The 17807-nt window shown below is 56.8% G+C and carries 15 protein-coding genes and 6 pseudogenes; 3 read left to right on the forward strand and 18 right to left on the reverse strand.

The window, feature by feature from the left end:
- Positions 1–103 precede the first annotated feature (103 nt).
- The 13 genes and pseudogenes from ACSKB8_RS44840 to ACSKB8_RS44900 form a co-directional block, all read right to left on the reverse strand.
- Positions 104–1129 carry an O-antigen ligase family protein gene (locus ACSKB8_RS44840; protein ID WP_438111830.1) on the reverse strand — a complete coding sequence of 342 codons (1026 nt, stop codon included), beginning with the start codon at positions 1127–1129 and terminating at the stop codon, positions 104–106.
- A 756-nt stretch (positions 1130–1885) separates the two neighbouring features.
- A pseudogene (locus tag ACSKB8_RS44845) lies at positions 1886–2702 on the reverse strand (glycosyltransferase).
- A gap of 248 nt (positions 2703–2950) precedes the next feature.
- The gene (locus tag ACSKB8_RS44850; protein WP_438111831.1) at positions 2951–4321 is read right to left on the reverse strand and encodes a glycosyltransferase family 2 protein; all 1371 of its coding nucleotides are present in this window, start codon (positions 4319–4321) and stop codon (positions 2951–2953) included.
- A gap of 100 nt (positions 4322–4421) precedes the next feature.
- Complete coding sequence (locus tag ACSKB8_RS44855) at positions 4422–4916, reverse strand: hypothetical protein (RefSeq protein WP_438111832.1); 495 nt, start codon at positions 4914–4916, stop codon at positions 4422–4424.
- A 97-nt stretch (positions 4917–5013) separates the two neighbouring features.
- Positions 5014–5418, reverse strand: a pseudogene (locus ACSKB8_RS44860) (class I SAM-dependent methyltransferase); the annotation flags it as partial.
- A gap of 24 nt (positions 5419–5442) precedes the next feature.
- Entirely contained in the window at positions 5443–5841 is a 399-nt protein-coding gene (locus tag ACSKB8_RS44865) for a hypothetical protein (RefSeq protein WP_438111833.1), read from the reverse strand.
- Between the two features lie 14 nt (positions 5842–5855).
- Positions 5856–6635, reverse strand: coding sequence for an ABC transporter ATP-binding protein (locus ACSKB8_RS44870; protein WP_438111834.1), 780 nt, complete (start codon positions 6633–6635; stop codon positions 5856–5858).
- Between the two features lies 1 nt (position 6636).
- Entirely contained in the window at positions 6637–7224 is a 588-nt protein-coding gene (locus tag ACSKB8_RS44875; protein ID WP_438111835.1) for an ABC transporter permease, read from the reverse strand.
- Between the two features lie 380 nt (positions 7225–7604).
- On the reverse strand, positions 7605–8426 hold the full coding sequence (locus ACSKB8_RS44880; RefSeq protein ID WP_438111836.1) for a glycosyltransferase family 2 protein: 822 nt from the start codon (positions 8424–8426) through the stop codon (positions 7605–7607).
- Positions 8423–9361 carry an NAD-dependent epimerase/dehydratase family protein gene (locus tag ACSKB8_RS44885; RefSeq protein ID WP_438111837.1) on the reverse strand — a complete coding sequence of 313 codons (939 nt, stop codon included), beginning with the start codon at positions 9359–9361 and terminating at the stop codon, positions 8423–8425. The genes ACSKB8_RS44880 and ACSKB8_RS44885 overlap by 4 nt, the downstream gene beginning before the upstream one ends.
- Positions 9362–9382: 21 nt before the next feature.
- Positions 9383–10081 carry a sugar phosphate nucleotidyltransferase gene (locus ACSKB8_RS44890; protein ID WP_438111838.1) on the reverse strand — a complete coding sequence of 233 codons (699 nt, stop codon included), beginning with the start codon at positions 10079–10081 and terminating at the stop codon, positions 9383–9385.
- A 14-nt stretch (positions 10082–10095) separates the two neighbouring features.
- Positions 10096–11098, reverse strand: a pseudogene (locus ACSKB8_RS44895) (GDP-mannose 4,6-dehydratase).
- Between the two features lie 110 nt (positions 11099–11208).
- The gene (locus ACSKB8_RS44900) at positions 11209–12219 is read right to left on the reverse strand and encodes a glycosyltransferase (protein WP_438111839.1); all 1011 of its coding nucleotides are present in this window, start codon (positions 12217–12219) and stop codon (positions 11209–11211) included.
- A 478-nt stretch (positions 12220–12697) separates the two neighbouring features.
- Between ACSKB8_RS44900 and ACSKB8_RS44905 the strand changes: the two genes are divergently transcribed.
- Both ACSKB8_RS44905 and ACSKB8_RS44910 read left to right on the forward strand, forming a co-directional pair.
- The gene (locus ACSKB8_RS44905) at positions 12698–12949 is read left to right on the forward strand and encodes a GGDEF domain-containing protein (RefSeq protein ID WP_438111840.1); all 252 of its coding nucleotides are present in this window, start codon (positions 12698–12700) and stop codon (positions 12947–12949) included.
- Positions 12931–13290, forward strand: coding sequence for a diguanylate cyclase (locus ACSKB8_RS44910; RefSeq protein WP_438111841.1), 360 nt, complete (start codon positions 12931–12933; stop codon positions 13288–13290). Before ACSKB8_RS44905 ends, ACSKB8_RS44910 begins: the two co-directional genes overlap by 19 nt.
- A 328-nt stretch (positions 13291–13618) precedes the next feature.
- On the opposite strand, the gene groL is transcribed toward ACSKB8_RS44910, so the two are convergent.
- From groL to ACSKB8_RS44930, 4 genes and pseudogenes are all read right to left on the reverse strand, one after another.
- The gene (gene groL / locus ACSKB8_RS44915; protein ID WP_438111842.1) at positions 13619–15250 is read right to left on the reverse strand and encodes a chaperonin GroEL; all 1632 of its coding nucleotides are present in this window, start codon (positions 15248–15250) and stop codon (positions 13619–13621) included.
- Between the two features lie 83 nt (positions 15251–15333).
- Positions 15334–15642, reverse strand: coding sequence for a co-chaperone GroES (locus ACSKB8_RS44920; protein WP_438111882.1), 309 nt, complete (start codon positions 15640–15642; stop codon positions 15334–15336).
- Between the two features lie 252 nt (positions 15643–15894).
- Positions 15895–16090: pseudogene (locus tag ACSKB8_RS44925) on the reverse strand (transposase); the annotation flags it as partial.
- Positions 16091–16222: 132 nt separating this feature from the next.
- Positions 16223–16471, reverse strand: a complete 249-nt coding sequence (locus ACSKB8_RS44930; RefSeq protein WP_438111843.1) for a helix-turn-helix domain-containing protein — start codon at positions 16469–16471, stop codon at positions 16223–16225.
- A gap of 399 nt (positions 16472–16870) precedes the next feature.
- On the opposite strand from ACSKB8_RS44930, the pseudogene ACSKB8_RS44935 reads away from it, so the two are divergent.
- Positions 16871–17345: pseudogene (locus ACSKB8_RS44935) on the forward strand (Lrp/AsnC family transcriptional regulator); the annotation flags it as partial.
- Positions 17346–17486: 141 nt separating this feature from the next.
- On the opposite strand, the pseudogene ACSKB8_RS44940 reads toward ACSKB8_RS44935, so the two are convergent.
- Positions 17487–17642: pseudogene (locus tag ACSKB8_RS44940) on the reverse strand (ABC transporter substrate-binding protein); the annotation flags it as partial.
- Positions 17643–17807: the final 165 nt, after the last annotated feature.

Consider the following 17807-nt stretch of genomic DNA (forward strand, 5'->3'; position numbering starts at 1 on the left):
CACGCAATTGCGTCGTGGATTGCTATTGCTTGCTTGTGGGGAGAGCGCCCATCTTGCTGTCAGTGCTCAGTTCGAGGCAAAATAGCCCAACGCCTATGGTATTTCATTGTGGGCTCGCGGATGATGGGTTGGCTTTATTGCGCTCGAGCTGACCACCTGCGATGCAGACCACGAAAAGGTATAGCCATCCCTGATAGAAATCAAACAAGTGCGAGTTAAACACGGAGCTCACGATATTCTGTACGACAGCTACAAGGCCTATCCACGCAAGCAAACTTTGGTTCGGCCCACCGAAGCCACTCCGGAATAGCCACAAATGTGCTCCCCACATCGCATAGAGCACAAGGCATCCCACTACGCCCCATTGGATCGCTACGGCAAAGGTCTGATTATGCGGGTTGTCGACAACCATGGCCATTATACCGGACTTTCCGGTCGCTTCCGCGGAGAACAATCCCTTGGTCGAACCTGTGCCATGACCGATGATCGGCGCAGAGCGAACAAAGCCGATCGACTTGCGCCAGAATTCGAGGCGCTCCGCACCGCCCGCCGGATGTCCGTCAACTGTCGTCGCGTTCGCCTGATAGGCGTCGACCTCCTTGTACAGCCGTGACATCTTCGATTGAAGATTGGGAGATACCGCCCATAGTCCAACGGCTAGACAAGCAAATCCTGCAAACGTGACCAAGGAAAGCCATCCGCGTACATACCGCAACACAAGCAGCGATAGCATTACAGGTATATAAAGAATGGCCGTTCGTGCGATATTTATAAAGGCGAGATTTGCGAAGAAGGCAGCCGAAACTGCAACGAACGCAATCGCTCTACCTAGAAGCTTTTTACGGAGGGATTCTGCCGCGAGTCCTAAGAATATCACCGCGACCAGTGCAAAAGCTTGACTCTGATCGATGTAGTTTTTTAACGGTACTCCTGGCTCCTTTGCGTCTACGATGTCTCTGACCTCTGGTGACGTAAACACGAGAAATGAAAACCCAAGCAACACCAGATTGGAACAGACAAACGCGACGAACACCGACGTCGCGTGAGATGTCTTCCGGAAATAAAGAAAAAGCGGCAGCATCCAGATAAACTTCAGTACCTTTCGAGCGCGTGCAACCGGTCTGACCATGGCACACCGTTGGCCCACGTAGTCCCGATGAGAGCTAGTCCAACGAGCGCCATCGGAAGTGCGCAGGCCGGGCGCTTGAGCTCCTCGGCCACGTCTCGCGGCGAGTATGTGGCCAGCATCAGGGGAAGAATGAGGAGCACAAGGCCAGTCGTCAGCGAGGTTGACCACGGAAACACGACAGCCAAGGTCACTGCTAAGCAATCGATAAGACCGACCCTGAGGCCCCACACCCGAAGCCCATCGCGGGTATTCCGAACTCGGAAGAAACTCCGTGCCCAGTCGGGCAGCCGCGCCCAGCGCGGTTCACTCGGAGCACCGTTCAAAACCTGTGGCCGCTCCAACATCTGCGTGGATTTCACATTCAACTTATCAAACAAATTGATGTCTCCCTCTGCGACTTTCGCTCCTCAGGGCGACTCCGTCGCGAGTGTCCCGTTCGATCATTATGGACGTCGTCTTAGCGTCGCTGGCGAGCCTCTTCCATGTTGACTGGCTTAGCACTGGAGCACAGAGCGCCGCATGAGGATCTTCCACCCTGTCGCGCCGACTAACTCGGTTTGCATAAGCGCAACGTTGCATACAGCGAACCATCATGACACTTCGTCACCTCGGCGTCCACAACGACCCCGATGATGATCGTGCCGATGGCCATGGTCACAACGATTCCGATCCAGTTCATCGCATAACAGGTTGGCTAATCGGCCAATGGAGTGCGTCGAGGCCCCTCGCCGCACTCGGTGACGAACAAGGCTGGCATCAATTCGCATCTCGAATTAACGCCCTCAATCCCTTCTCGTAGCGAGAAAGCATACTGCGTGCGTCGAGGCTCCGCTCAGCGCTGCGTCTCGCTGCTTTTCTCATTTCTTCGAGCAATTCGCGATCGAGTGCAAGGTTCGCAATTCTATCCGAAAACTCGTCGATTGCTCCTGGCTGGCAAAGATAACCGTTGATTCCATCCTGGATCAGATCAGGTAGCCCCCCGACGGCAGACGCCACAACTGGAACGCCGAGCGCAAGCGCCTCCAAGACGACAACCGGTCGGCCGTCGAGACCGAGAAGGCAGTGCAAGCACATCATATGATCCTATCCAGGGACGGACGTCTTCTACTTCGCCGATGAGATGAAAGCGATTTTTGAGGTCCGCGGTCGCGATTGCGCGCTCGATCTTCGAGCGAAGTGCTCCGGCCCCGGTCATCACAAAGTGTATCGGCAGGTGCGATAACCTCCGCGCGATTTCGATAAAGGCCAGAGGATCCTTCTCGTCTGACCATCGACCTGAAAAGCCGACGATCAGCTCCTCAGGGGTCGCGCTCAACAAACTGACTACTGAAGCGTGGCGTTGACCCGGCAGATACTTTTGCAAATCAATCCCGCTGGAGATCTGCAGGACGCGATCTCGTGACTCTCCAGCGTCCAAAATGAACTGCAGGACTTCCCGATTTTCTACGAAATTAATGTCGATAAGCTTGGCATATTTCCTGTTGTTTTTCGTATGACCAACCGTGTTGAACAGCAAGTCAGCCACCCTGATTTTCGGAAACTTCGCGCGTATCACGGGTAGAAGGTTGTACATAAAGGAGCTTCCCGCGATCCAGATGACGTCGATCTCACGCGAGGCAATTAGGTAGGACACGAAATCCGGCCAGCGATCCGTGGCCAGGAAACGGGGTAAATGAAAAATCTCGGTCGTAGCGCCTTCAAACCAGCTGGTGGAATCGCCGTGTTCGTTTCCCGGGTCAATGGAGGTCAGAACCGTTACTCGCCAACCTTCGTTTGCAAGGTGGGCGAGAACACTACTGAGCAAGCGCTCTGCTCCTCCAATTATGGTAAAAGGGAGAGCCAGCAGGATCGCAGGTTTTCCCCGGACACTTGAAGCTCTCCCAAGAAATTAACAACTGCATTGTCCGGTCGCCTATCGGCTGCAGCGGCGACACGCGAGTTGCGGTAAGCGGCTGGTGTGATGAGCTCACCCAGAGCCTGCGAGATCAATTTACGATGAATGGCCATGGAATGCAGATCGGATTGCGTGCTCATGCTTGGGCCATGTCTGCGATACAAGAAGAGATGCTCTTTTGACATGTTATGGATTCGCGCACCCATTGCCGCGAGCCGCGCCCAAAAGAGCCAATCTTCGTAGATGTGTCCGGTAATTGCGCGATCAGTATCGCGGTAGCCCCCAGCCTTACGCCATAGGCTTCGGCGAAACACCGCGCAGGTCAAGACATGATTGCCCTCGAGCATGTCGGCCAGTAACGGCTCATCAAGAATGCCGACTTTCTCGTCGGCGCCGCCGAACTGCTGCATCGCGCAAGAGACGACGTCATATCCGTAGGTCTCCAGCAGAAACACTGCCTTCTCGATGTAAGTCGGTTTGAGCAAATCGTCCGCGTCGAGACAGCAGATGTACTTGCCCCGAGCCTGACTGATACCGAAGTTTCGGTTCGCTCCAACCTGATGTGCCTCCGCCTGTGCAATGACCCTCGTCTTCGGGCGCTTCAGAGTTAGTGTCTGCTCTCGAGACGCCGGGTCTGTTGACCCTCCTTCGACGACGATCACTTCGATGTCGTCCAACGTCTGCGCGAGCACCGAATCGACCGCGTCTGCAACGAAATGACCGTAGTTAAATGAGGTAATAACGATTGTCACGAGTGGGCGGTCGATCGGCCATTCGACGGCCTCGTCCTCGCCCATCTCCGCGTATCCGTCCCCGTCAAGACAAGTTCGCTCGTCGAACGCGAGCGTTGGAAGCTGGATATCGCGCGCCGCCAGTTCCTCCGCGCGATATTTTCGTCGAGTCGCAATCGCTTCGGACAACTTCTGCCGCAGTTCGAAATTCGCAGACCATTTGAGAAGCTTTAGCGCTTGACGTCCCGCGCGGGATACGCGCGGCGATCGATGGCCCACCCGGCGCAACACCGAAGTTGATTTCCAGATTGTGCTGCGCAGCATGAGGTCAATCTCGATAGTCTTGGCCGAAACTTGATCGGCTAAGGCTCTGACGTTCTCTTTCAAGTTTGCCACTTCGAGCTCTCTTACTCTCTTGTCATCTTGAGCAACTCGATTGAGCTCCGCGTTAGTCGCTTCCAGAAGCGCTACGTGAGCCGCGAGGCGGGCGCGTTCATTTGCGCCGGCGACATTTTCCTCAGAAGAATGCGCAAGTCGACTTGAAAGAGAATTCACCTGAATGGCCAATCCTTGTATCTCTTCCTTTGCGCCTCGATCGAGCGAGGAATAGTCCGCTGCAGCTTTCTCCAGTTGGCTACATAGTGTTCTTACGCGCGCCTCGAATTCCTCAGATCTGAGTTTTGCTGTCCCGTACAAGAGTGGCATACTTCGCGACCTCGTCGTTAAGCCGTTCGGAAAGCCGCCCTAGTTGTGCTTCCATCACCACGGACTTGTCGCGACTGTCCCGCTCTAATGTCGCATACCGTGCACCTTCCTCACTGAGTTGATCCGAAAGCTCTCTCACCTGCGCTTCCATGGCGCTCACCTGGTCTCGACTTTCCCGTGCCAGCGCGGCATAGTTTTTGGCTTCTTCGTCCAGCTGCTCTGAAAGACGCGTTATCCGCGCTTCCATCGCCTGCGCTTTGGACTTACTTTCGTTAACCAACGTCGAATAGCTTGCAGCTATCGCGTCATACTCACTGCGTGCCGCGCTCAATCTCGTCAGATCACGGGTCCAGAGCCTTTCAATTCGATGCAGCAAAGGCCCATCCAGAGAAGACTGCAACAGGTCCGGCAAGCCCACGAGCAGATCGGGCGTACTCTGTGCCGCGTGGACAAGCATCAGCTTTTGACGCGTAGCCCGGAGCTGTCTATCCGCGATAGGTCCTTCGTTCCCCGTTACGAGTTCGAATACTTCCTTAATGTGGTCAGCGCGTGTTTCATCGCGAAATACGATCCCGATGAAATTGGAAGCGAACTCTCGGATATAAAGCTCGCTCCCAACCAGACGAAATCCGAGCTTCTCTATCAGCAGATTTAGCGAGTCTCTCGGATGGATAGAAGACGTGCTCCAACGAGCTCTCATACCACACTTTGTTTTCGTGAATTTCTGAGATGTAGGGCACTTCGAACAGCAGGATGCCATCTGGCTTGAGCAGGCTTAGCGCGGTTTGAACCCCTCTACGAAGGTCGCGCAGATGCTCGAACACTGCTATTGCAGTTACACAGTCGAATTGCTGTGCGTACTCGTCTTGGATCCTTGGATCCAATAGATCCCGGCCAAGAATAGTTATGTTGGCCTGTTCGGAACGCCGTATCATGCGTTCATTGACTTCGATACCGTAGAGGTCAAACGTGCTTGGGAGTCGCTAAAGAAGACTTCCGTCTGCGCAGCCGATATCGAAAATCTTTCCGCCATCCTTTAGGCGGCTAACCAGTTCGGCGGCCCACGATAAGCCATGCTCAGCCATCAATTGATAGTCATTGTAGCCGACGGCCCGATCGACCGAGCCGTAGTAGGCATCATCGTAATATGCCCCAAGATCGTCTGGAATTGCCTCGATGACACCAAGCCCACAGTCTTCGCATCGTAAGACTGCAACGTCATCCTTGCGTCTTGCCATCAGAGTAAATCTCTGACCTTGACACGCATTGCACGTGAAAGAGGCTAATGAGGTCTGAACATTCATGCGATCAACGTGTCCTCGCATCGCGATCTGTGGGCAATGTATGTTTTCAAAATGCCGGAACTGAAGCTCATCACGCACCGAGATCCCATTGCTCAGGGAGCACTCAGTTCATCGCGATAGGCCGACAATATTTCGTCGATACGCCCGACTGCCTTGACCTCGCCACTGTCGAGCCATACGGCCTTCGTGCACCACGTCCTGCAAATCTGTTCATTGTGAGAGGCCAGGACGAGCACGCTCGCATTCTCCACGAATGATTCTATGCGACGCTCGGCTTTAGCGAGAAACCCCGCGTCACCCGCGAGGATCCATTCGTCCATCAGGAGGATTTCTGGCGCAAAGCACGTTGCTACAGCGAATGTAAGTCGTGTCAGCATCCCGGACGAGTAGGTGCGTGCCGGCAAGTCAAGATAGTCACCGAGCTCGGTGAAGGCTCCAATGTCGGGCACTAGTCGCTCGATTTCGTCGGGACTTAGTCCCAACAGCAGTCCACGGAGCCTGATATTTTCCAGCCCACTGAGTTCTGGATCGATGCCGAGTCCAATGTCAAACATCGGTGAAATTCGTCCAGAAACGCGGACCACGCCGGAGACAGGCTCATATATTCCGGCCATTACGCGCAAGAGCGTCGTCTTGCCGGCACCGTTTGCGCCGATCAGCGCGACGCGATCGCCAATCGAGAACTGCAGCGATACATTTCGCAACGCCTCCACCACGAGCCGGTCGTTCGCATCGCTCGCAATGCGGCCTCTCGAGCCGCGGTACAAAAGACCTTTCTTAAGCGAGCGTGATCCGCCGCTGTAGATCGGAAATGAAACACTGACGCCGTCCAGCGTCAATCGCTCGCCATTTGCGTCCATCAGACTCGACATTTTAGACCCAATAGGAGATTCGTTCGCGGTATCTGCCAAAGAACAGCCCGACCACGACAAGATTGATCATGGTTATCGTGGCGACCACCACATACGTCGAGGTCGAGGGGATGTCGCCCAACAGCGGAGCTCTAACGATCTGGACCAAGTGATAAAACGGATTCCAATCCACAATAAGCATGTGATCCTTGAGAACGTCGGACTTCCACATGATTGGCGTGACGAAGAACAGGATTTGGACGAAGGAACTGATCACCTGCGGAATATCGCGGAAGCGCGCCGAAATCATCCCGATGAACAGTGCTGCCAACGCTCCATTCACCGTGAGGAATAGGAAGCCAAGAACTGCCAGCAAACCAGGCAAGCCTGGCCAGAGGTGGAAATACGCAATCACGCCCAGGTAGATGACGAAGTTGTGCGTGAGGATGATGATCTTGCTCCAGGTTGCCCGACAGACATACGAGAAATAGGGCAGCTTGATCTGCTTGATGTAAGTTTCGGAGGCCACAAATAGCGAACCGGAGTCGACCAGGAAGCTGAGAAGCAGCCCAGACCAGAAAGCCAACACAGAGATATGGGAGAAAGTCATCTATTGGGCTGTGGAAGATCTGCGCATAAAGAACTCCGAGCGACACGATCATAATCGCCATACTGACCGTCAGCCAAAGGGGCCCAAGAACCGAACGGCGATATCGCTGCAGAATATCATTCCATCCAAGTCGAAGCCAAAGCTGCCGCTGTTGAGCGGCCGACAGCACATCGCCGATGGCAAGGGAGCTACGCCTGGTCCTTGCGGAGACGAGGTTGACGCGTGAAGAGACCGCTAGATGATTCTCGGTGATCCTAGTTATCATGCGTGGCTCACTTTCGACGGTTTGTAGCCGACAATCCGAGCGCCGACAGTAAATGTTCGGCGAGGCCAATGTCGCTGAAGATATGCCTGTTTTCTTGGGTCATGAGTCGAACTGCCTATTGCTCTTGCGGCTTCACTTCGGCAGAGAAAACAGCACAATTGCGCAATGTGACCACGGCGATGCGCCTCAGATACTTGAGCAACGTCCAGATGAGGAGAGGTGCGTACTCCCACGCACTAATTAGCCCTTGTCTCCACAAGGCGAAGTGAGCGTGCATTTCACCTAGCTGCATTGCATGCAGCCGGCCGCTGAGACCTTCACCGCCGAACGCGGGCTTATCGGCCCGCGCAAGGGTCTCGTCTATTCTGGCCGCCTGAACCCCAGAGAGTACGTTGGCTGCAACAAACCAATAGTCTTCACATGCATAGGTTGCTGGAAAGTGATGTCTAAGCGCGTCTCGCCGGATTACGACTGTCGAGATTGGTGCCACGTTTGAGATCAAAATCGAGAGCCGGGTAATGGAAGTCGCTTGCGGCCGCGCTTCGAGGCATCGCCAGGCAGCGCCCTTGAAGCCCTTTCGATGCGAACTGAGCAGCGGCGCCCTTGGCCCGAGCATTATCTCCATCTGACGCCTTAGCTTGTCCGGGTGCCACTCATCGTCCGCATCCAGGAAGGCCAAAAATGGCTCTGTGCTTTCCGCTATGCCAGCATTCCGAGCCGCACCTGGGCCCGCATTCGTTGGCAGCTTGACTAGCCTGATGTTTAGAGTTCGTGCTGCGGCGCAGGTCTTCTCTGAAGAGTCATCTCCAGTCGCATCATCGACCACGACGACTTCGCGCGGTTGAAACGTCTGGTTGGCCACCGACTCCAGCGCTCGGCGCAACGCATCGCCATCGCGATATGTAGGAACGACGACGCTAACTGGTGCAGGTGTCAAGACGCGAACCGTTCTAGATGTGTGTTTCCCGCCCGGGCGGCGGCAAGCATGTTGCGCAAAATCGCGTCGATATCCGGCGGAGGGATCGCGATACCAAGCTGCTGATGGCGCTCCGTATCGCCGACAACCGCCTGGATGTCACTCGCGCCGCCCCGTCTGGTGTCGATCTCGTGAACGATCGGCGCTCCAACGAGAGCGATGAGCCGATCGACGAGATTTTGAACGCTGGTGCCTACCCCTGTGCAAACGTTGACAATTTGCCCAAATGCCGTGCGATTTTCGGCCAAATCGACCAGCGCACGCGCCGCATCCAAGACGTCCACAAAATCCCGCACGGCATCGAGCGGTCCAGTTGTCAGTGTGCGTCCACTCGAAGGCGTAGCCGCGAGTTGAGCCACAAAACTTCCCAGGGCTGTTGTCATCGGTGCGCCAACTCCTATCGGATTGAATAGCCTCGCGACAACCACCGGGAGACCACGAGAAAAGTGGGACAGGCCGTGGAGCGTTTGCGCCAATTTCGAAATACCGTAGGGACTCAGCGGAGCACACGGATCCGTCTCCCGCACAGCGAAATCCGCATGCATCGGGTGTCCGTATTCTGCCGCACTTCCAACCAAAACGACGGTTGGCGGACGTCTGGTGTTCAAGGCGGCTTCAAGAAGATGGGCGGCGAAGAACACGTTGGCTTGATAAAGCTCCTCGGGCGTGTTGGAGCGTGTTGCACCAGCTAAATGAAAGATCGTCGACGGGGCCACCCCGTCCAAAATTGCGCGCAGATTGTCTTGGGTCGGAGGCTCAGAAAGCAAGATCGAGTGTCGGTCGGCACTGGCTGATGATCTGTACAGACCGACTGCTGGGATGCCTCGCTTCGTTAATTCGTGCCGGACGTGGCGTCCAAGGAAGCCATTGGCGCCCGTGACCAGTGCGACTGTCATGGCTGCGCCTGTAAGAACAATTCACGCTTCTGCTCGAAGTAGCTGCTGCGCTGCAGCGTAGTCCTCCGGACGGCCGATATCGAGCCATAAGCAATCCTGCGATCGGCAGATCACGGGCTTTCCGGCCTTCATTAGGATTTGCATGAGCTGCGGCATGTCGAGGAACGCCCCTGGCACGAGGTGGGGTGCGACCGATGCGCGATTGAGCACGTACAGTCCCATGCTGACCAAATGTGAGTAGGTCGGCTTTTCCCGATAGCCGGTGAGCCGCATGCTCTCGTCGACGTCAATCAAGCCGAACTCAATCCTCGTGCTCCGCTCGAATACAGCTATCGAAGCGGCTATTGGCTGCCTGCGATGCTCTTCGACCATTTTCGCTATGTTGAAGTTGGTGAGCAGATCCCCGTTCGCGACGATGAAGTCGTCACTGAGCTTGTCGAGCGCGTAGGCTAATGACCCTGCGGTCCCCAGGGGCTCGTCTTCCAGTACGTATTCGATCTTGAGACCAAATTTGGATCCATCCTCGCAAAACGCGCGGATCAGATGATGCAAGTGGTTGACGGAAAGAAGAACCTCCTTAACGCCCGCACCTTTCAATTGGCGAAGCAACAATTCGAGCACGGGCAAATCGCCGAGCGGAACAAGAGGCTTCGGAAAAGATGCAGTGAACGGCCTCAGGCGCGTACCTTTGCCGCCCGCCATGATGAGGGCTTTGATCATATTATGAGTCTTCGCTAAATGTTGTAAATGTCTGTGCGGTATGAGCCGATGTTGGCTTCGACGAAACTGATGGTGTGCTTCAGGCCGTCGTCGATGGAGGTTGCCGGCGCCCAGCGCAACAGACCTCGAGCTTTTTCATTATTTGAGACAAGCCGAAGCACCTCGCTCTTTGCAGGACGAATGCGCTTCTGGTCTTGAACTATTCGTTTGCTCACGTTCATCAACGACAGAATTCGCTCGACGAAGTGGCTCACAGGGAATGTCTGGCCGGTGCCGAGGTTGATCGTTTCACCTTCGACGCCTGACGTCGCGCCTGCCGCAAGGAAGCCGGCAACCGTATCTCCCACAAAGGTCATATCCCGCAACGTATCCAGAGCGCCGAGCTCGATGACCTCGCGTGTTGCAGCTTGTGAAATGATCGTCGGAATAAAAGCCCGAGCGGATTGCCTCGGACCAAAGGTGTTGAATGGCCTAACGGTCACCACCGGTGTCGAGAAAGATAGAAAGTAGCTTTCCGCTGATCTTGTCGGCGCCAATCTTCGACGCGGAATAAGGTGACTGCCCCTGGAGCGGATGGCTCTCGTCAATTGCCTCGGTGAGTGCCGTTCCGTAGACCTCAGATGTCGAGGTGTGGACTACCCGTGCAACTCCCATTCGCCGAGCAGCCTCCAGGATATTCAACGTCCCTTCGATATTCGTGCGGACGTAACTCCGTGGAGCAGTATATGAATACGGAATCGCGATCAGAGCCGCGAGATGAAATACGATCTCATGGTCGCGAACCGCCTCAGCGACAAACTCCGGATCTTCGATATTCCCAGCTATCACCCTAATTGAACTCTTCACGTCGGGCGCGCAATACTCGAGATTGCCCCAGCCCGGAGAAGAGCTGTACCTGAGCATCGCGGTTACATCGGCGCCTGCCTTCGCGAGGGCGTCCGTAAGGTGGCTTCCGATAAATCCGCCGGCACCCGTGACCAATACTTTTCGTTTTCGATAAAACTTACTGATATCCATGATCTCGCAACACTTCTGGAATTGCCCCCTCACGATGCGGGGTGAGGCGCGAATAGATCTCGAGAATCTTTGGTACGACCACGTCTCTCGAAAATCTCTTCTTGAACCGTTCACGAGCCATCTGGCCCATGCGTTCGCGAGTAGCCGGGTCTCGGTACGAGGCAGACAATTGCCTCTGCTGCGGCTACAGGGTCGCTCTGCGGCACCAGCAAACCATCGACGCCATCCCGGACGACAGAGCGACAGCCTGGTACATTCGTCGCGATCATCGGAACGCCATGACCCGCGGCCTCCATGAGCGCTCGGGGCATTCCTTCACGTTCGGACAGAAGGATCGCAATATCGGCGCGCTCCCAAACCGTCGCGACGTCGGGCGCCTCACCCATCCACTTGACGCCGTCAATCTCAGAAAGCTGGCTCAGCTCCTCGGCGGTATAGCTTGTTGGATTAGCCAGGTCAGGACTGCCCCAAAGCTCCAGCTCAACCTGCCGCTCCTGCTCCCGCGCAAGTCGCACAGCTTCTATGGTGTCTTCGATCCCCTTTGCCTTAAGCATCCGTCCTAAGAAGGCGACGCGTATACGACCATCAGGTCGTTTTCCGGACTGATGGGGCGCGATTTCGATACCCCATCCTCCAATAACGATCCCATTCCGCAGACTTGGAAACTCCAAACGATCGTCTGCGTTCTCAAAAGAAACAAGGGCAATCGGACTTCTCGCGATCCAGCTCGTCAGTAGTCGAACCAAGTGGCGGATGATGTCTCCAACCCATCCCGCCCGGCCCCACAAACGCCCGAGACCTGCAAATGACGCGAGAAGAGGATATCGTGGGCCGATTAGTGTCGCTAAGCCGAATAGGATTACAGACCTGATCATGAGAGCATGAACGAGGTCGGGTTTCTCTTCCGACAGAATTGTACGGAGACGAGAGACAGAGCGAACCAATGAGACGATTGATAGAGACGCGCGATCGGTCGGCATCTCCAGAACACGGAACCCTTCTCGCTCGATGGCGCTTCGGCGTTGTCGCACGCTGGTGGCGACCACAACCTCAAAGCCGGCGGCACGTACCGCGCGAGCTAGTTCCAGAAAGTGCGTCGTGAACACCCAATCTTCAGACACGACGTATAAAAGCCGAGGTTTGGCTCGGCACGACCGCCCCACGTCAAGCCCCCAGTTGCCAACCAAATAAAAATTCAGCGTTCAATAGTGTAAGTTGCCGCCACCTATATCGCCGCGTGTCTCATCGTCCATGCGCGAATTGAACTGACACGCTGAGATTCACCGCAAGCGTGCTCAAATCGCGACATAACGGTACGTTTCGTACCGTGACTAGCGGCGCCCGTCCGACTTTGGGGCTTTGCGGAGCCGAGCAGTCTGGCCAATTCAGGTTGGGAAATCCGCCACGCAGCAGTGGCGTTGTCCATGTTCATACATCCGACCTGCCGCGGGTTGAGCAAACGGTCTCCGCATTGCGGGGCGGCGAAGCCGAAGAGGCGCAGAATCATCTATCGCAATCGGCATCTCGAGAAAGGCGAGATCTGGATGGAAAACCGCTCTACGCGTTACTCGCAATCCCAAGAGCGGCGAGATAGACGGCGTGGTGGCCATCTCGCGCGACATGACAGAGCATAAGGATCTGGAAGACAGGCTCGCTGTTCTCGCCATTTCGGACGGCCTGACGGGCTTGGCGAACCGCAGACATTTCGATGAGCAGCTAATGGCCGAGTGGGAGCGAGCCAGGCGCGAGAGCACGCCCTTGTCTCTGCTGCTGGTTGACGTCGATCACTTCAAGAAGTTCAACGACCAGTATGGGCACCAAGCTGGCGATGCGTGTCTTCGTTCAGGCTGATCGAGCAGGCCAAGCGATCCGCGGACCTCGCGGCTCGATATGGTGGCGAGGAGTTCGCTTTACTCTTGCCGAACACCGACGCAACGGGCTGCGCGCAGGTCGGCGAGCGACTCCGGCAAGCTATTCGCGACCTTGGCATACTCCACGCACTCAACCCGCCTTCCAAGCTGATCACGCTGAGTGTTGGCGGGGCAACACACCTGCCAACGGGCGACAAGGTGCAATGCACGTCGTTGCTAGAGGCCGCAGATAAGGCGCTCTGTGCTGCCAAAGAAAGCGGACGCGACCGGCTTGTGATGTCTGGACAAGTGATCGCCTGGCCCGCCTCGATACGAGCTTGAAAAGCAATCAAGGAAATAGAGCTGGTTACACCGGCGCCAGTCACTCCGTGGTTACCAACGTCAAGCAAGTCCGTAGTGCGGTCAAGGACTGACGCATTCGGTCGCCAACATCATCTTCGCCCCGTGTACGACGCTGCCCAGCACAGCAAGATCCGGCATGGAGATTGGACGCCGACAAGGCGCTATTCGCGAGGAGATTTGTGGACACGGCGTTGATTGATCATGCCAGATCAAGCTTATGGGCGTCGGTGAGGTAAGGGAGAGAGGCCGCACAACAAAAACCCCGGCATCGCTGCCGGGGTTTCGCATTCGTGGAGCGCGGTCGGACTTAGAAGTCCATGCCGCCGCCCGGAGGCATGGCGGGACCGGCAGCGGCCTTCTTCGGCAGCTCGGCGACCATGGCTTCGGTGGTGATCAGCAGCGCCGCCACGGAGGAGGCGTTCTGGATCGCCGTGCGCACGACCTTGGTCGGGTCGATGATGCCCTTGCTCACCAGGTTGCCGTACTCGCCAGTCTGCGAGTCGAAGCCGTAGGCGTACTGATCCTTCTCCAGGATCTTGCCGACGATCACCGAGCCGTCTTCACCGGCGTTGATCGCGATCTGGCGAGCCGGCCAGGACAGCGCCTTGCGCACGATTTCGACGCCGGTCTTCTGGTCGTCGTTCTTGGTGCGCAGGCCCTTGAGCTGCTCGGAGGCACGGAGCAGGGCGACGCCGCCGCCCGGGACGATGCCTTCTTCCACGGCTGCGCGGGTCGCATGCATCGCGTCATCAACGCGATCCTTGCGCTCCTTCACCTCGACCTCGGTCGCGCCGCCGACGCGGATCACTGCGACGCCGCCGGCGAGCTTGGCCAGACGCTCCTGGAGCTTCTCACGGTCGTAGTCCGAGGTGGTCTCCTCGATCTGCGCCTTGATCTGGGCCACGCGTGCCTCGATGTCAGCCTTCTTGCCGGCGCCGTTGACGATCGTGGTGTTCTCCTTGTCGATCATGACCTTCTTGGCGCGACCGAGCATGTTGAGCGTGACGTTCTCGAGCTTGATGCCGAGATCTTCCGAGATCGCCTGGCCGCCGGTCAGGATCGCGATGTCCTGCAGCATGGCCTTGCGGCGATCGCCGAAGCCTGGCGCCTTGACGGCCGCGACCTTGAGGCCGCCACGGAGGCGGTTCACGACGAGCGTGGCCAACGCCTCGCCTTCGACGTCCTCGGCGATGATGACCAGCGGCTTGCCGCTCTGCACCACGGCCTCGAGCAGCGGCAGCAGCTCGTTCAGCGAGGAGAGCTTCTTCTCGTTGATGAGGATGTAGGCATCCTCCATCTCAACGCGCATCTTGTCGGCGTTGGTGACGAAGTAGGGCGAGATGTAGCCGCGGTCGAACTGCATGCCCTCGACGACGTCGAGCTCGGTCTCGAGCGACTTGGCTTCCTCGACGGTGATGACACCCTCGTTGCCGACCTTCTTCATGGCGTCGGAGAGGAACTTGCCGATCTCGGCGTCGCCGTTGGCGGAGATGGTGCCGACCTGGGCGATCTCGTCGTTCGAGGTGACCTTCTTCGAGTTCTTCTCGAGGTCGGCCACCACGGCTTCGACCGCGAGGTCGATACCGCGCTTGAGGTCCATCGGGTTCATGCCGGCGGCAACCGCCTTGGCACCTTCGCGGACGATCGCGGCGGCGAGAACGGTCGCGGTCGTGGTGCCGTCGCCGGCGGCGTCAGCGGACTTGGAGGCGACTTCGCGCACCATCTGGGCGCCCATGTTCTCGAACTTGTCGTCGAGCTCGATCTCCTTGGCGACGGTGACGCCGTCCTTGGTGATGCGGGGAGCGCCGAACGACTTGTCGAGCACGACGTTGCGGCCCTTCGGACCGAGCGTGACCTTCACGGCGTTCGCGAGAATGTCGACACCGCGCAGCATGCGGTCGCGCGCATCGACGCCGAATTTGACTTCTTTGGCTGACATATTGGTTTCCCTGAGTTGAAATTTTTCACCCGTGTCGGAGGCCCTTGCAGGCGCTCCTCAGGGCGAGCGTTGCAAGAGGTGGATTAGGCGGCCTTCTTCTTGGCGCCGAGGTGGGTGAGAACGCCCATGATGTCGCTCTCCTTCATGATCAACAGCTCCTGGCCGTCGATCTTCACCTCGGTGCCCGACCACTTGCCGAACAGCACGCGGTCGCCGACCTGGAGATCGATCGGGATCAGCTTGCCGGCTTCGTCGCGGCCGCCGGGGCCAACGGCGATGACTTCGCCCTGCGAGGGCTTTTCCTTGGCCATATCCGGAATGATGATGCCTCCAGCGGTCTTCTCTTCTGCGTCGATGCGCTTGACCACGACGCGGTCGTGAAGCGACGGAATTTCATGCAGTCCTCCTAAGCATTTGCACGAGTTGGGAGATTTCAAATTGTTAGCAGTCGATGCCCGCGAGTGCTAACCTCGGGCCGAGGCTGAGATAGGACAGGAATTTTGCCGGAGCAAGGGTGAGTGGCAGAAAATTCAGCACTCGGAGGCTGATCACAAGTCACTTCCGCCGGATTGCTGCATCAGGGTCAACCGGAGGCGCCGACAATCACCCGACTTGCGGAGACCAGGCCTCGCCGAGGACCCGGAACGTCCTCGCCGCATGTTCTCGTCCTCCAGCGTCTTCAGGCCTCCGAGACCTCAAGCCGGCCGAATTTGCCTTTCCATTTTTAGACTGGCGTCGCTGACGCCATGCTTGCGGCTAAAGATCGGCGACCGAAACGTCGGCCTCATGCTCCTTCAAATTCCCGATGATTTCCTCCTCCGAAAGGGATTGCGCTTCAATGCTCTGGTCGTTTGTCTTGGGCCACAACGAACTTCAGACTGGATTAAGCCTGCGGGACAAGGTCACTTCCCACGCTCATTTCTGCGTCTACATCTCCGGAGGTCAAAGGCGCGCCCTGGTCCGACATCTTCGTCAGTGGCCGACATTGCAATTGCCGACATCGAGGATCCACTCAGGTGACATCTTCAGCACCCGGCACAGGACCGCAATGTCGCCGGCAAAAGCCACGTCATCGTCCGACTCCCACGCTTCGATCTGCTCTTGGCTGAAACCGCTCAAGCCAGCCAGCTTGACTCGGTCCATTTTCGCGGCCTCGCGAGCCATCCGAAGCTGGTTGCCGATTTGACAGCCGAGCTGAGGCGGCATCTCACCCATGGCCATCGCTTTTGCCGCTTCCCTGCTTGCTATGGAGCCCAACGACACGGCTTCCAGTGTGTTGGCGTGTAGTAGACGTACCCGCTGCCGTCTGCCTCAGCGAACCAAGTCCAGCCCTTGCGGGTTAGAATCTGAACGTTCCGCTGACCATGCTCGTCGGCAACCCTGGTCCATACCGGAACGCCAGACGGTGCGCTCTCGATGGTCAACCAAGGCATGGTCCGACTCCCACGCGGGCACGCTGAATAGCTGGGATTTCCGTAGGAATCCGGATGGAATAAGGGATTATTTGAGGAGTACTGCATGCCGCAAACAGGTTTACATCGAATTTCACTGCTGTTCGTGCCGTTTTCTGCACCGCCCGGCCGTATCGCGGTGAAATTCACCTCGGGCTAAGAGCCGACAATGACGTATGATAAAATAGATGCTCGCATTCTCGAGGATCGTGCAAAAGAACAACCGCCTAACTTCCGAAGTGATCGGCGAACTGGCGGGACTCTCTGCGACCGCGTGTCAACGACGACTGAAGAGGCTCCGCTCGGAAGGCATCATCGAGGCTGATGTCTCGATAGTTTCTCCGAAGAGGGTTGGAAGACCTATTCAAATGCTTGTGCTGGTCACCATGGAGCGGGAGCGTTCAGACATCATCGATAGGTTCAAGAAGGCCATCAAATCGTCAGCTGAAGTCGTCAACGGATTCTACGTCACCGGCGACGCTGACTTTGTCCTATACGTTACCGCGCCTACCATGGAAGATTATGAGCAGTTCGCCCGCCAATTCTTCTATGAGAATCCGGATATTAAGGGCTTCAAGACGACGGTCGTAATGGACCGCGTAAAGGCGGGGTTTGCGGTTCCAATTGAATCCCCATCCGAGGATCGGAGTAGCGAGCCCCGCACTTGTGAAGACCGGCATAAGGGAGCGACAGTTCGCCATACGATCCGGAAGTCTTTGGGGGATGTAACGCCACGACCTCGAGTCTACAACAAGCACTAGCACTCCCCAGCCGATGTGCATCGGCCGGGGTTCTCGTTTCTCCAATAGCCTCAGCTCTCGGATCAGAAGTCCGTCGGTCGCGCAATTGATCGTGGTATCCTGAGTGCCGACCGCAACGCGAATGGTTTCGGCCTGTGACGCGCCTGCTAAACAAAGAGACGCAACTGCAACGGCGGCCATTCTCGCAAGCTTGAAAAGATCATCCACGATCCTCGCCCGTTAGTCGCCGGCAGCCTACTGCCAGCACGGAGCTCGCACTGTTGTTGCGAAGGCAAATGGGCCGAAGCAATTACTTGCATAAGTGCGCTCATCCGAGCTTGTCGTGATTCCGACGCAATCCCAGAC

Origin of the sequence: Bradyrhizobium sp. BR 1432, assembly GCF_051547705.1 — a bacterium.
Classification (GTDB): Bacteria; Pseudomonadota; Alphaproteobacteria; order Rhizobiales; family Xanthobacteraceae; genus Bradyrhizobium; species Bradyrhizobium zhanjiangense.

Excerpts from the sequence above, each read along its gene's own strand:
- ACSKB8_RS44840 (WP_438111830.1), bottom strand. The coding sequence starts at position 1,129 with ATGGTCAGACCGGTTGCACGCGCTCGAAAGGTACTGAAGTTTATCTGG.
- ACSKB8_RS44855 (WP_438111832.1), bottom strand. The coding sequence starts at position 4,916 with ATGCTTGTCCACGCGGCACAGAGTACGCCCGATCTGCTCGTGGGCTTG.
- ACSKB8_RS44870 (WP_438111834.1), bottom strand. The coding sequence starts at position 6,635 with ATGTCGAGTCTGATGGACGCAAATGGCGAGCGATTGACGCTGGACGGC.
- ACSKB8_RS44875 (WP_438111835.1), bottom strand. The coding sequence starts at position 7,224 with ATGACTTTCTCCCATATCTCTGTGTTGGCTTTCTGGTCTGGGCTGCTT.
- ACSKB8_RS44885 (WP_438111837.1), bottom strand. The coding sequence starts at position 9,361 with ATGACAGTCGCACTGGTCACGGGCGCCAATGGCTTCCTTGGACGCCAC.
- ACSKB8_RS44890 (WP_438111838.1), bottom strand. The coding sequence starts at position 10,081 with ATGATCAAAGCCCTCATCATGGCGGGCGGCAAAGGTACGCGCCTGAGG.
- groL (WP_438111842.1), bottom strand. The coding sequence starts at position 15,250 with ATGTCAGCCAAAGAAGTCAAATTCGGCGTCGATGCGCGCGACCGCATG.
- ACSKB8_RS44930 (WP_438111843.1), bottom strand. The coding sequence starts at position 16,471 with ATGGCCATGGGTGAGATGCCGCCTCAGCTCGGCTGTCAAATCGGCAAC.